This is a genomic window from Fictibacillus phosphorivorans (genome assembly GCF_001619875.1).
GTDB classification, from domain to species: Bacteria; Bacillota; Bacilli; order Bacillales; family Fictibacillaceae; genus Fictibacillus; species Fictibacillus phosphorivorans_B.
On sequence record NZ_LRFC01000008.1, the window covers coordinates 163,042 to 175,562 of the forward strand.

At 38.7% G+C, this 12,521-nt stretch carries 13 protein-coding genes and 1 pseudogene; 4 read left to right on the forward strand and 10 right to left on the reverse strand.

Going from position 1 to position 12,521, the window contains the following annotated elements; genetic code table 11:
- The first annotated feature begins 109 nt into the window (after positions 1-109).
- Both AWM68_RS07035 and AWM68_RS07040 read left to right on the forward strand, forming a co-directional pair.
- Positions 110-937 (forward strand): hypothetical protein, encoded by an 828-nt coding sequence (locus AWM68_RS07035; protein ID WP_066239137.1) that lies wholly within the window; start codon positions 110-112, stop codon positions 935-937.
- A 182-nt stretch (positions 938-1,119) separates the two neighbouring features.
- Positions 1,120-2,583, forward strand: a complete 1,464-nt coding sequence (locus AWM68_RS07040) for an NAD(P)/FAD-dependent oxidoreductase (protein WP_066239140.1) — start codon at positions 1,120-1,122, stop codon at positions 2,581-2,583.
- 40 nt (positions 2,584-2,623) lie between these two features.
- On the opposite strand, the gene AWM68_RS07045 is transcribed toward AWM68_RS07040, so the two are convergent.
- From AWM68_RS07045 to AWM68_RS07075, 7 genes and pseudogenes are all read right to left on the reverse strand, one after another.
- The gene (locus AWM68_RS07045) at positions 2,624-3,088 is read right to left on the reverse strand and encodes a hypothetical protein (protein ID WP_066239142.1); all 465 of its coding nucleotides are present in this window, start codon (positions 3,086-3,088) and stop codon (positions 2,624-2,626) included.
- A gap of 241 nt (positions 3,089-3,329) precedes the next feature.
- On the reverse strand, positions 3,330-4,640 hold the full coding sequence (gene brnQ / locus AWM68_RS07050) for a branched-chain amino acid transport system II carrier protein (RefSeq protein WP_066239145.1): 1,311 nt from the start codon (positions 4,638-4,640) through the stop codon (positions 3,330-3,332).
- Positions 4,641-4,826: 186 nt separating this feature from the next.
- Positions 4,827-5,372 (reverse strand): YhcN/YlaJ family sporulation lipoprotein, encoded by a 546-nt coding sequence (locus tag AWM68_RS07055; RefSeq protein WP_066239150.1) that lies wholly within the window; start codon positions 5,370-5,372, stop codon positions 4,827-4,829.
- A 133-nt stretch (positions 5,373-5,505) separates the two neighbouring features.
- Positions 5,506-6,120, reverse strand: a complete 615-nt coding sequence (locus tag AWM68_RS07060; RefSeq protein ID WP_066239154.1) for a DedA family protein — start codon at positions 6,118-6,120, stop codon at positions 5,506-5,508.
- A 121-nt stretch (positions 6,121-6,241) separates the two neighbouring features.
- Positions 6,242-6,757: a GNAT family N-acetyltransferase gene (locus AWM68_RS07065; protein WP_066239157.1), complete on the reverse strand. Its 516-nt coding sequence runs from the start codon at positions 6,755-6,757 to the stop codon at positions 6,242-6,244.
- 29 nt (positions 6,758-6,786) lie between these two features.
- Positions 6,787-7,705 (reverse strand): annotated as a pseudogene (locus AWM68_RS07070) (Nif3-like dinuclear metal center hexameric protein).
- 4 nt (positions 7,706-7,709) lie between these two features.
- A complete protein-coding gene (locus AWM68_RS07075; RefSeq protein WP_231868387.1) occupies positions 7,710-8,135 on the reverse strand; it encodes a GNAT family N-acetyltransferase in 426 nt (141 codons plus the stop codon).
- Between the two features lie 68 nt (positions 8,136-8,203).
- Here AWM68_RS07075 and AWM68_RS07080 point away from each other — a divergent pair, with 68 nt between their 5' ends.
- Positions 8,204-8,515 carry an MTH1187 family thiamine-binding protein gene (locus AWM68_RS07080; RefSeq protein ID WP_066239162.1) on the forward strand — a complete coding sequence of 104 codons (312 nt, stop codon included), beginning with the start codon at positions 8,204-8,206 and terminating at the stop codon, positions 8,513-8,515.
- A gap of 208 nt (positions 8,516-8,723) precedes the next feature.
- Here AWM68_RS07080 and AWM68_RS07085 read toward each other — a convergent pair whose 3' ends face one another.
- Positions 8,724-10,289 carry a flotillin family protein gene (locus tag AWM68_RS07085; protein ID WP_066239165.1) on the reverse strand — a complete coding sequence of 522 codons (1,566 nt, stop codon included), beginning with the start codon at positions 10,287-10,289 and terminating at the stop codon, positions 8,724-8,726.
- A 14-nt stretch (positions 10,290-10,303) separates the two neighbouring features.
- The gene (locus AWM68_RS07090; RefSeq protein WP_066239168.1) at positions 10,304-10,837 is read right to left on the reverse strand and encodes an NfeD family protein; all 534 of its coding nucleotides are present in this window, start codon (positions 10,835-10,837) and stop codon (positions 10,304-10,306) included.
- A 221-nt stretch (positions 10,838-11,058) separates the two neighbouring features.
- Here AWM68_RS07090 and AWM68_RS07095 point away from each other — a divergent pair, with 221 nt between their 5' ends.
- Complete coding sequence (locus AWM68_RS07095) at positions 11,059-11,742, forward strand: DNA alkylation repair protein (protein WP_066239171.1); 684 nt, start codon at positions 11,059-11,061, stop codon at positions 11,740-11,742.
- Between the two features lie 25 nt (positions 11,743-11,767).
- On the opposite strand, the gene AWM68_RS07100 is transcribed toward AWM68_RS07095, so the two are convergent.
- A complete protein-coding gene (locus tag AWM68_RS07100; RefSeq protein WP_066239173.1) occupies positions 11,768-12,511 on the reverse strand; it encodes a hypothetical protein in 744 nt (247 codons plus the stop codon).
- Between the last annotated feature and the right edge of the window lie 10 nt (positions 12,512-12,521).

The following is a 12,521-nucleotide window of genomic DNA, read 5'->3' on the forward strand; positions in this document are numbered from 1 at the left end:
TAGACGAATGAACCAAAACGTATCATTCATTTCTTTTTTCTTTATAAAGGATAAAAAGAAAAAAACAATCCATATTAAGGAAGAGAAAAGATGGAAACGAGGATTTATTATGTGGAATAAGATTTTGATCGGAGTTCTAATTGCTGCTAGTGTCAGCTTGATCTCTCCCTCTGCTTCTGAAGCAAAAGAACCTCTTACTTATTTTCCTATCGTTAAAAAGGGAGAGGTTTTGGAGTGGGATCGAGTTAATAGACTCCTTCCTAAAGGTGCAACATTTAAAGTCATTGATTTGGAGACAGGCTTTTATTTTCAAGTACAAAGAAGAGCTGGCAATAAACACGCCGATGTACAGCCGCTGACGCGTGATGATACTGCTGTTTTAAAGCACCTGTATAACGGTAAATGGAGCTGGAACCGACGCGCCATACTAATTCCTGTTAAAGGCAGAATGATAGCTGGGAGCATGCACGGAATGCCACACGGAGCAGGGGCATTAGAGAACGGATTTCCTGGTCATTTTTGTATTCATTTTTTGGGAAGTTCAACACATCGTTCTCGTAATATCGACCCTTCCCACCAATACATGATTCTAAAAGCGGGTGGACAATTGTCTAAATTCGCATCTGGTGCAAGTGCTAAACAAGCGGTATCCATGTTTTTAGTCGGTATGAAGCAGCAGGATATCAAGATAGCTCGACCTGTACTTTCACCCACATTGCTTCAAGACCAAAAAATCACTTCTTTATTTAAAGGAATTACAAGCTTGCAATATGAGATTAGGGCGCCAAGCAGCAGATATCCTCCTATCGTTAAAACTGAAATAAGAGCAAAGGTTAGGATGTACGATGATAACGGCTTGCAATCGGATACCTACACGTTTTTATTAGAAAAAAAGTCAATGACAGACGGTTGGAAAATCATAAAGATCAGGCTCTAAAAACCTTAAGATATGCTAGTCCATGTCTTAAGGTTTTTTCTATCATTGACTTAAACACGAATGAAAATAAAATTTTTTATAAAATTGTTCGTATTTCACTTGAAATACCTTTGGATAATTGTTATATTTACCAAGGGAAAAAGAGTTCAAGAAAAACGACCAAGAATTTCAAGGGGGATATTATGAATACCCATTATGATGTAATTGTTGTTGGCGCAGGTCCTGCAGGTATTTTTACGAGCTACGAATTAACTAGACAGCTTCCTGAAGCGAAGATTTTATTAATAGATAAAGGTCATGACATTTATGCCCGTTCATGCCCGATTTTAGAGAAGAAAATACAAAAATGTCCTCCAGCAGCTGGGAGAAAAGAATTTGCTGGCTGCTTACCTGCATGCTCCATTACGAATGGTTTTGGGGGAGCAGGTGCTTATTCCGATGGAAAATTCAATATTACGAGTGAATTTGGCGGATGGATGACGGATTATCTTTCTGAAGAAAAAGTGGTTGAACTTATTAAATATGTGGATGAAATCAATCTAGAGCACGGTGCAACGGATTCGATAACCGATCCTCTTACACCAGAAGTTAAAGATATCGAAAAACGTGGATATGCTGCTGGTTTGAAGCTGTTGCGCGCTCAAGTTCGTCATTTGGGTACAGAACAGAACCTTGAAATTCTTAAGAGCATCTATGAATATTTAAAAACACGCATTGAGATGAAATACAAAGCTGAAGTAGAAGATCTTATTACAGAACGTGCTACTGAGGGACATGTTGCAAAAGGAATCCTCTTAAAAGATGGCACTTCCCTTCATGCTGAAAAAGTGGTAATTGTTCCAGGCCGTGATGGTTCTTCTTGGCTGACAAAAATTCTTAAGAAGAGACGGATTAAAATGACAGCAAACCAAGTTGATATTGGTGTGCGCGTTGAGACATCCAACATTGTAATGGAAGAAATCAATAAACATCTGTACGAAGGCAAGTTTGTTTTCAATACTTCTGTAGGTACAAAAGTTAGAACGTTCTGCTCGAATCCTTCTGGTCACGTTGTAGTAGAGAATCATTCGGGAATCATGCTTGCAAACGGACATGCTTATAAAGATCCTAAGCTTGGCAGTGAAAATACAAACTTTGCCCTTCTTGTTTCTCATCAATTTGCTGAACCGTTTGATCAACCGACTGAATATGCCCATGAAGTATCTCGATTAGCAAATCAGCTCTCAATGGGTGGACTCGTTGTTCAAAAATACGGGGATATATTAAAAGGCCGACGCTCTACTGAAAAGCGGATTAAAGAAGGGTTTCTCCACCCTACATTAAAAGAAGCTGTTCCTGGTGACTTAGGGTTAGTGCTTCCGTATAACACGATGAAAAGCTTAATTGAGATGACAGAAGCGTTAGATAAAGTTACACCAGGCATTGCTTCAGAACACACATTGTTTTACGGCGTAGAAGCAAAGTTCTATTCTGCACGGCCGAAGCTTGATGACAAGTTTGAATCTGAAATCAACGGATTATATGTCGGCGGAGATGGAGCTGGAATAACCCGCGGTCTTGCACAAGCGAGCGCATGCGGTGTTTGGATTGCACAGAATGTAGCCGCTAAGATTAAAGAAAATAAAAAAATGCCAGCGATGGTTTAATTTAAGGAAGACTCGGCGAATGCTGGGTCTTTTTTGTGTATTATGTTAGTACTAAAAAATATACCTTTGCACTGTCTAGAGCTTCTCTAAGATGGATAAAAGCCATGAAACATTTGTAGCCTGCAAACATTGCAAATAACCAAAGAATAGGTGTTATGTGTCTTTTGTTGTTTTTACCTTTTTTATAATTAATCCACGCTACAAATCCGATTATCAATAAGTAGAAAGCAAATAAGAATAATGTAATGCTTTGTAAGTCACTTTCATTAACCGCACTTCTGAAACGATCTAATTCATGACGGTTCTCTTCATTCTCTTCAATATGATACTGCTTCTTACCATTTCCGATTTTCCAGGTGAATATTTTGGACTCTCCCATCACCGTATAATGATAGCCCCATGCTTTCCCTTCACTAAGTACTTCTGGTGATGCATGTACAGAAGTGCCCCCCACCAAAATAATAAATGTGATCATTGCTACCCATTTTTTGATGAAGTTTCTCATGTATCTCCTCCTCAACTAATTCTATATCAGAATGTTTCCACCTTTTTTCCAAACGAAAACAACCCATATCTAAAAAAAGCTAATCTTTCACATTTGGACATTATCTTTGCGATATAAGGAATTAGTAAAAGTTAACGTTCAGGTTAGAATGCATACAAAATTTCTATCTGATGAATGATCTTGTTTCACATGCAAAAAAAAGATGCCCTAGAATTTTTAAATTCTAAGGCATCATTGATTTTTATGCGGAGAAAATAACAATTCTTCCTCTGATAAGTGCAATGATAAATCCGACAATCGCACCGATTATAGCTGGTAAAAGCCAGCCGATTCCTTCTGCATATAAAGGAATATAAGAGTAGAACTGTTCAATTGAACCTAGGTTAAAGCCAAATGCTTTTAATCCGTCTGCAATGGAAATGAGTGCTGTAGCAATGATTCCACCAATGTAAACTTCTTGTCTGCCTGAAAAGGCATCGTGAAAATAAGAAAGAATGATGAGTACAATGGCTATTGGATAGATAGCAGTTAAAACAGGAACAGAAACTTTGATTAACTGACTTAGACCAAGATTCGCTACACCTGCACTAAAAATACTTAACACTAAAATAACGGCTTTATAAGAAAGCTTCGGAAACATTTTATTTGCAAACTCACCGCATGCTGTTACAAGTCCAACTGATGTAGTTAAGCAGGCAAGTGCTACAGCAAGGCCAAGAAGTAAATTTCCGGGTTGTCCAAACAATTGGGAAACGACATTTGTTAAGATCTGTCCACCATTATCTGATTTGCCCAGTGATTGACTTGTTGCGCCAAGGTATGCAAGGATTCCATACACTGCTGCTAAACATAAAGCGGCAATAACACCTGCTTTGATAACCATTTTAGTCACTTGTTCTTTCTTCATACCTGGTTGCTTTACCGCTGTGATTACAACGATTCCAAATGCAAGAGCACCAAGTGTATCCATTGTTAAATAGCCATCCATGAACCCTTTGATTAACGGGCTGCTCGCATATTCTGGCGTTGCTTGCCCTAACTTTCCAACCGGTGTAATTATTGCTTTTACAAGTACAGTTCCGATTATAATCAACAACAAAGGTGTTAAGATGTTGCCAATCCGGTCAACAAGCTTTGAAGGATTTAATGCTAGCCAGTACGTTAGAGCAAAAAAAGCGACAGTAAATAAAAATAAAGGCAATCCGCCCTTTATACTCTCAGGCAAAAATGGCATAACCGCCATTTCATATGCAACGGTTCCTGTTCTCGGAATTCCAAAAAACGGTCCGATTGCTAAATAGAGAATAACAGCAAAACCTACTCCAAATAGAGGATTTACACGTTCTGTCAGAGTCTGTAGTCCCCCACCTGAACGAGCTAGCGCGATAACGCCTAATAATGGTAAACCGACTCCTGTTATAAAAAAGCCAAGCATGGATTGCCAGACCAAAACTCCTGCTGACTGTCCTAATGCTGGCGGAAAAATTAAATTCCCAGCCCCAAAAAACAAAGCAAATAACATCAAGCCCACCGAGAGCGTTCGTTTCTCCATGTTAGTTGTCCTCCTCCGTGGTCGTTTATTTAAATTAGTATATATCGAATTTTGTCGAATTATTTTTAATCCATATGTATTTGTAACATGATATTTGATTGGAGTCAATATTCAGATATAAAGAATTTTCTAATAAATGATGACAAAATGTAAGGGCTGAGAATTTGCTCAGCCCTTTGTTATTGATTAACGGTTTGTTGGAAACACGCGTTGAATCGTTTCATTAAACTCTTTGATGAAACCTGACACTGGATTTCCTTTGTTGATCTCATCTGCATAACCTCTCAAACGATCCATGAAATCAGGGTTTGTAGAAACAAATACATCATTGATGTCTGGGTCTGTGCTTCTTACAGCATCCCCAATTTTTTTCTCTGTTTCTTTCGATAATTTTTGGCTCTCTCCGCCTTCGAGCATAGCAGCGACATAAGCATTATTATCGGTAACGATAACCGTAGCGTTCTGAACTTCTTTTAAGTCTGTAACTTTATTAGCAGCTTCGTCAGCAACATCCATTCGCGCATTTTCATCGTAACGGTAGTTGTCTGTCCCCATGTTCATATTGTTGTTCATATCGTTCATGTCACGGTCAGCACGATTATCATAATTTACTTTTGTCATGTTATCACGTGCTTCTCTTCCTAAGTCCTTATCATTATTGTTCATACCACAAGCACCTAAAAAGGAAGAAAGCATAACTGCCATAGATGTAACAAGAATAGTCTTTTTCATTAAATGACACTCCTTTAAAAATTTTTGACTGTCATCTAATAAAATTTGTAGGAACAAGGGAAAATATACATAGGGGCCGTAATTGCAAGGAAATGGATATAAAAAAACGCCTCCCCAATCAGGCAGACGATTTCTATTTAAATCCTTCGTTAGAATATGAACTTTTGTTTTTCGGCTTGAAGATTAGCCAAGCAATGACACTAAGAACAACAATCGTAAATGCATACAACCCAATTTTATGGATTACATCCATCACAAGAGCCCAGCGTCCTGCAAGCTGATAGCCAATCAGTAAGAAAAAGGAACACCAAAATACAGCTCCGGTATAGGCATAAAGGGCAAACTGCCTCCAGTTTAATGAATACATTCCTGCAAAATAAGCAGTCAGATGTCTAACACCTGGCATGAAGTACCCAAAGAACAAAGCTGCCTTTCCATATTTCAAAAAGAAATTTTGTGTTTTATTTATTTTATCTTCGGAAATTCCAATCTTCGGGCCTAGTTTTTTTAATAAAGGCTTACCAAAGCTTGTTCCAATATAATAACTCCCCGTTATACCTGTAATCGCACCTAAAAAAGCACTTAATACAGCAGGCACTGCTTCAAGATCTCCTGCAAAGATGAAGTAGCCTACTGTGGCAAGAAGGATTTCATCAGGAATCGGCAGCCCAATAATACCTAATGCCAATAATAAAAAAATCCCAAAATAACTATATTGATGAATAATATTTATTAAGTCAAATTCCATGACGTCACCAACTTCTTTTTTTACACCTTCTACCATTGTAACGATAAATTAGGTATTTTGGGAAGGGGAAAATACATTTTATAAGAATATTATAACATATGCATATGGGACGAGATGGACCCTATGTGCGTATTCCCTGTAAATCAAACCATGCAAAGCATTCTTCCGTTAGTTCTTGCTTACCAATCAGAATTTGTTCCTCGTCTATTTTTTTCCCGCCTAATGAAATATAAGCTTGTTTAGCGGGATTATCTTTCAAAACCCAAACAATCATACTGTTCTTGTCTATCGCTGCAAGTTCAGTCACAAACATGCGTAACATTTTCGTTCCAAATCCCTTTTGCTGGACATGTTTTAATAAGTAAAAGGCATATACTTCTCCCGCGTTTGGATGATGGGATCGAATAGCACCTCCAGAAATAAAGCCGCATAGATTTCTTTCGTCATCTTCTAAAACTAAAACGATATGTGAATTTCCTTGCCTTAGCCATTTTTCCCATTTGGCTGTTCGTTCTTCAATCGACATTTGTGCCAAGTAGTCTGAATCCACTAATCCCTTATACGATTGCTGCCAGCTTTTTACGTGCACTTGTGCGATGTTAGCTGCGTCTGTTAGAACAGCCCGTCTTATTTTCATGTTGTTCACCTCATGTTAGTATTTTTCAACTAAATCCACCACTTGCTTTGCGGCAATAGTGTTACAGGCAGTTGAAACCTTTCTTCAAACCAAGGTTTCATGTGTGTTGCATGCACTAAATATTCAGAGGCTGCATGTGAAACTCCTATTAAACTCATTGATGTTGTACCAATAAAATTTTTCATTTGTTCATATTTCTTTTTCCCATAATCATTATCGATATGACAATGCACTTCTCCCGTCAAATAAGCTTGTGCTCCCATCTTTTCCGCTTCTTTCATTGCATTAACTTTATCACCACAGCCTGCTACGATTGCTATTTTTGTAATTTGAGAGTGTGGAGTTCCCTGAACATCTGCATAAGGAATAGAAAAAACTTCTTTTGATGCAGCAATCAAATGTTCTGTAGAAATGGGGTCAACCTCACATATGACACCACATGCTCCTTTCTCATCATGAAAAAACTCACCAACTACTTCTGCATTGAATGCTTCAGCTATCGCATCGCTCGTACTGATTACTCTGGAATAATCAAGCGGTACATGAAGAGTATATACAGATAGAAACTTACCTTTCATCTGTTGTATATAATGAGGAGCAATAGGGATAAAATCCTCTTCCCCACTTTCCTCGGGGATCACCACACTCCATAACGAGTGGATGGTGCATAAATAACAAATCGCCAGGGCTGCTTTCTTCAATAAAACGAGTTAACACTTCGTCTGATGGAAACACAGCCAGAAAAACACGGCTAACCTCTTCTTTTCCTCTTAACATGAGTCCGTTAAAAAGTTGTGTAAATTCTGTTTCGAATTCCTTTCTCCAATCAAAGGCAATAGTGTCATATACCATAGGGATAAAACGGCTGAACGCTGGATCTGTTCCGATCTCCCTATAACGGACAAAAAGCTCATCAATTGCAGCATCGATCTTTCTCAATTGAACCATGTTATTACTCACCTATCCTTTTTATAAAATAAATAATCTCTGGATCTCCCTCATCTAAGTTGTCAACCTTACCACTTTTACTGAACCCATTCTTCGTGAACACCCTTTTCATAGACTCGTTTGATTCATTGGTGGATGAGAATATTTTTACTGTTGGTGAAATCTGTTTGATTCGGCTCAATAAGGCACTAGCTAGACCTTTTCTTTGATGTGCTGGATCGATCATAAGAAGAGATATAAAACAGCATTCAAAAAAATGAACATGATAGATAAGAAATCCAAATAATTCACCTTCTGAAGATATGATTAAGCACCTTTCCTCTATTACTGCCTGACTTATCTCTCCTTTTCTTCGATCACTTCCAATTATTCTTTGATCAATATTTATAATTGCATTGATATCCTGTTCATTTGCTTGCCGGATTTCCATATGTATCATCCTCTTTGTGATTATGAATGGGTTTGCTACAATAAAGAGAAAAAAGTTGAGGTGTTAATATGGCTATTGTAGACATTACGATCATTCCAATCGGTACAGAAACGCCAAGTGTCAGTGCTTATGTAGCAGAAATTCAAAAAGTTCTTGAGCAAAACAAAGATAAAGTGAACTACCAGCTTACGCCAATGAGCACATTAATCGAGGGGGAACTCTCAGATCTTTTTGATGTCATCCAGCAGTTGCATGAAGTGCCGTTCTCTAAAGGCATTCAGCGGGTTGCAACGAATATCAGGATAGATGACCGCAGAGATAAAAAGTCCACGATGGCTGGTAAACTGAAAGCTGTTGAGGCACAGATGAGTAAGGAGTAAGTGCAGGATTTGCTCGTGTGCTAAGTTGAGAGTAAATCTTGTATGGCGCTCGTATTTTCCGTATGGCGCTCATATTTTCCGTATGGCGCTCGTTCAGCATGCAATTTATGCTGCTGAACGAGCTTTAAACCAATCTATGCATACATATTTAGAAAAAAGCTTACTCTCATAGGGCTATTTGCCCCGCACAGAGTAAGCTTTCCTCAATTTATTCGCCTTTTGTAACTTTTACTTCAGCCTTTTCCTTCGTTGCTACCGCATTTGGCTGCTTTTTGGCAAAATCGATGCGAAGATCGTCAATGCTTTGGCGCACGTTGCCTTTGCCTGAGAAGTTCTCCAATAATTCTTTAACATCAATGCCAGATGAAGCTTTTAATGATTCTTGCAGAGAGGACATCAAGTTTGTCGCATAACCTGTTATACGGTTCGCCCCGCCGTTCTCACTGCCGCCTGTATCCACGACTGTGATTTTATCAATGTTAGAAAGTGGTGCTGCCACTTGCTTCGCGTATTCCGGAAGCATCTTAATCATCATATCCATCATCGCAGCTTGGCCGTACAACTCGAACGCTTCGGCAATCTTCTGCTTCGCTTCGGCTTCAGCAAGACCTTTCAGACGGATAACGTCTGCTTCAGATTCCCCTTTTGCACGTTCTGCTTCTGCTCTTGAAAGACCGTCTAAACGTACTTTTTCAGCCTCAGCTTTTGCCATCGCTTCAACGCGATATTTATGAGCATCTGCCTCAGCGACCTGTTTGCGTTTGTCGGCTTCCGCAGACTGTTCAACAGCATAGCGATCTGCGTCAGCCTTCTTCTTCACTTCTGAGTCATACTGCTTTTCACGGCGCAGAATCTCTTTTTCTTCAAGTTCGATCTGCTTTTGACGTTCTATGATTTTGATCTGCATCTGCTGTTCTGTAACTTGCTGTTTTGCGATTGCTTCTTCTAGATGATAAGCCTGGTCAGCTCTTGCCTTCGCAACATCTTGCTCACGGCGGAACTCAGCTACTTTTAACTGGTTCATCTTTTCTGCTTCAGCGACTTCCGTTGCACGCCCTAACTCGGACTGTTTCGCTTCTTTATCTGCTTCAGCACGCTTGATGCGCGTTTCTTTTTCCGCTTCCGCCATTGCCATATCAGCATCACGTTTAATTTGTGCAATACGCGGTTTACCTAGTGCGTCTAAATATCCATTCTTATCGCGCAGATCCTTAATCGTAAATGAAACGATAATCAATCCCATTTTTGCAAGGTCTTGAGAAGCAACACGCTGAACTTCTTGCGAGAATTTTTCACGATTTTTATAAATTTCTTCAACGGTCATAGAACCTAGAATGGAACGCAAATGACCTTCAAGTACTTCACGAGCTTCGTTTTCACGATCTTCTTTCAACTTTCCTAAAAACTGTTCGGCTGCAGTCGCGATTTCGCCGATCGAACTGCCGACTTTTATAATCGCGGTTCCGTCAGCCATAACAGGAACCCCTTGCTCTGTATAAACTTCTGGCGTTTGAACATCCAGTTTGCTCGTTAATAAGCTTAGCGGCTTTGCTTGTTGAAATACTGGCAGAACGAACGTACCACCACCGCGTACAATTTTAATCCGGTTTCCAGATTCGTCGATATTGACGTTCTTACTTCCTAAGAAACTTCCTGTTACGATTAATGCTTCATCAGGACTTGCTGTACGATATTTTGTAATAAAAACACTAATAAGAGCAGCAATCAAAAATACAACAATCCCGATTACAATAAATAACGGTGAAAAACCCATAACAACCCCTCCAGTTAATGAATATATGTTTGTTCTACTTGCTCATATCGCATGACGGATACAACACCTTTTTGTATATCGATGATCAGCACTTTTTCCCCTTGTGAAATCGGCTTGTTATCCATACTTATAGCAGATTTAGAAATTCTTCCGCTAATGCCTTCAATTAAAATTTCGCCAAACCCATCTGTAGGAACAGTCGTTAGGACTGTGCCAACCCTGCCCTTTAGATCTTCATCACGATAGACAAGAGATTCTTCTGAAGATCGAATGGGCATAAGAATGAAAACGTTTAGAAGAGTAACGAGCAATAACGATAGCAATGCACTAAAAACCAGTATGAACCAGCTGTTAATATCGGTCATTACCTCTAATAAATATCCTGAAGCCGATCCAATCGTTAAAAAGGATAGGATGAGCGATGGATGTAAAAAATCCAAAGCCGCTTCAAGCATGTCACCAAATAGGATATACACGAAAGTAATGCACCCAAAAATAATAAAACTGCCCAAATAGATCGTAGACAACGGATATCCAAACAGTTCCATGGTCATCTCTCCTGTCTTGATAATTTTGATAAGTAACCACCACATCCTAACGTCAAATTAATTTAACCTTACCAAACCAAACAGAAAAACTTTGTAAGAATTTGTCGACTTTTAAATAATTTCCAATATTGGTTTTATGTAGGTAATTACGCACACCTTTTGAAAAAGTTTCAATTTATTAACAAATTTTTGTATAATTTTGTTAAGAGAGGATGGTGTATATGAAGTATATTGATCAGTTAAGGGTGGCATTGCAAGAGAAAAAAAACCCGGAAGAAGCAGAAAAGATGAGCAAATATATGCGTGGTCAGTACGAGTATTTTGGATTGCGCGCACCCATAATGAAAGAAACGATGAAAGCCTTCATTAAAGAAAACGGACTTATCGCTCACAATGATCTTTTTTCCTTTTTAAGAGAAGCATGGTCTATGCCAGAACGCGAAATGCAGATGGCCGGTCTAGCTTTGGCAGACAAGGTAAAAAAACAAATGACTCTAGAAGATATCGAGTGGATTGAATTTATCATTGTAAATAAAAGCTGGTGGGACACCGTTGATCATATTGCAAAACATATAGCGGGTTATTACTTTGCAAAGTTTCCTGAAGAGATCACACCGGTAACTGAACGTTGGATTGCCTCTAAGAACATATGGCTGATGCGTTCTGCTATTTTGTTTCAACTAGGGTATAAAGAAAAAACGGATCATAAGCTTTTGGCACACATCATTAAAGAAACGAAATACGAGCAAGACTTTTTTATACGTAAAGGGATTGGATGGGCACTTAGAGAGTACGCATACACGAACGAAGAGTGGGTGTGGGAGTTCGTACATAGTGAAGAATTAAGCCCGCTTTCATATAAAGAAGCCATCAAGAATATAAAGAAAACAAAGCAGCCGAGTTGATACGGCTGCTTCATTATTATTCAAATCAGTTCTCTAATTCTGCTACAACATACCGAATTGCATTGCGAAATGATACAAATGTTTGCTGATTCGTATGAACGCCAAGTGAGACCATATTTTTGACCATATCTTTAGGGAATCCGCAGTATAATACTTTTGCCCCCATCAACTCGATAGAATTTGTCAGCTTCTGAATATCTTGTCCTAGGTTGTTATCCTTTATCGTCGTTGCGCCAGAAAAATCTAGTATGACATATTCAGTTTCATTCTTTAAACACTCGTTTAGTAGTTTCGTTGCTAATGTCTCAAGCCGTTCTAACGTTAGTTCTCCGATTAATGGTACAAGCAGTGTATGTTCCGCGACCGTTTGCAGAATAGGCGTTGACCATTCAGCGAGCATTGCTTTCATTCTTTCCTTTTCTTTTTCACGTTCTGTTACATCTTTCCACGTTAAAAGGTAACCAAGCTTCTTTCCTTTCACAACTAATTCATTAAGAATGAACCGGGCTGCAAATGTATCAAAGAGAACGAGTTCTACATCAATTGGAAACTTGCCTTTTAAAAGTTCATCTTTGTGGAATGAGTTCTTAATAAATGTTGAGAGAGGAGTGCCAAGGATCTTTTCTCCAAAATGAACCTTTAACGTTTCTATTAATTTATTTGCACTTCTATTCATCCATGCTATTCGTAAATCTAAATCTATGAAAAATATATTTTCTTCTAAACAATTCAGAGTATCTTTAACGCTTCCATCTAGCTGATCAGTCATTTTTTAGTCC

Excerpts from the sequence above, each read along its gene's own strand:
- AWM68_RS07055 (WP_066239150.1), bottom strand. The coding sequence starts at position 5,372 with ATGAAAAAGACTATTCTTGTTACATCTATGGCAGTTATGCTTTCTTCC.
- AWM68_RS07065 (WP_066239157.1), bottom strand. The coding sequence starts at position 6,757 with ATGAAAATAAGACGGGCTGTTCTAACAGACGCAGCTAACATCGCACAA.
- AWM68_RS07100 (WP_066239173.1), bottom strand. The coding sequence starts at position 12,511 with ATGACTGATCAGCTAGATGGAAGCGTTAAAGATACTCTGAATTGTTTA.
- AWM68_RS07045 (WP_066239142.1), bottom strand. The coding sequence starts at position 3,088 with ATGAGAAACTTCATCAAAAAATGGGTAGCAATGATCACATTTATTATT.
- AWM68_RS07090 (WP_066239168.1), bottom strand. The coding sequence starts at position 10,837 with ATGGAACTGTTTGGATATCCGTTGTCTACGATCTATTTGGGCAGTTTT.
- AWM68_RS07040 (WP_066239140.1), top strand. The coding sequence starts at position 1,120 with ATGAATACCCATTATGATGTAATTGTTGTTGGCGCAGGTCCTGCAGGT.
- AWM68_RS07035 (WP_066239137.1), top strand. The coding sequence starts at position 110 with ATGTGGAATAAGATTTTGATCGGAGTTCTAATTGCTGCTAGTGTCAGC.
- AWM68_RS07085 (WP_066239165.1), bottom strand. The coding sequence starts at position 10,289 with ATGGGTTTTTCACCGTTATTTATTGTAATCGGGATTGTTGTATTTTTG.
- AWM68_RS07075 (WP_231868387.1), bottom strand. The coding sequence starts at position 8,135 with ATGGAAATCCGGCAAGCAAATGAACAGGATATCAATGCAATTATAAAT.
- AWM68_RS07095 (WP_066239171.1), top strand. The coding sequence starts at position 11,059 with ATGAAGTATATTGATCAGTTAAGGGTGGCATTGCAAGAGAAAAAAAAC.
- brnQ (WP_066239145.1), bottom strand. The coding sequence starts at position 4,640 with ATGGAGAAACGAACGCTCTCGGTGGGCTTGATGTTATTTGCTTTGTTT.
- AWM68_RS07080 (WP_066239162.1), top strand. The coding sequence starts at position 8,204 with ATGGCTATTGTAGACATTACGATCATTCCAATCGGTACAGAAACGCCA.
- AWM68_RS07060 (WP_066239154.1), bottom strand. The coding sequence starts at position 6,120 with ATGGAATTTGACTTAATAAATATTATTCATCAATATAGTTATTTTGGG.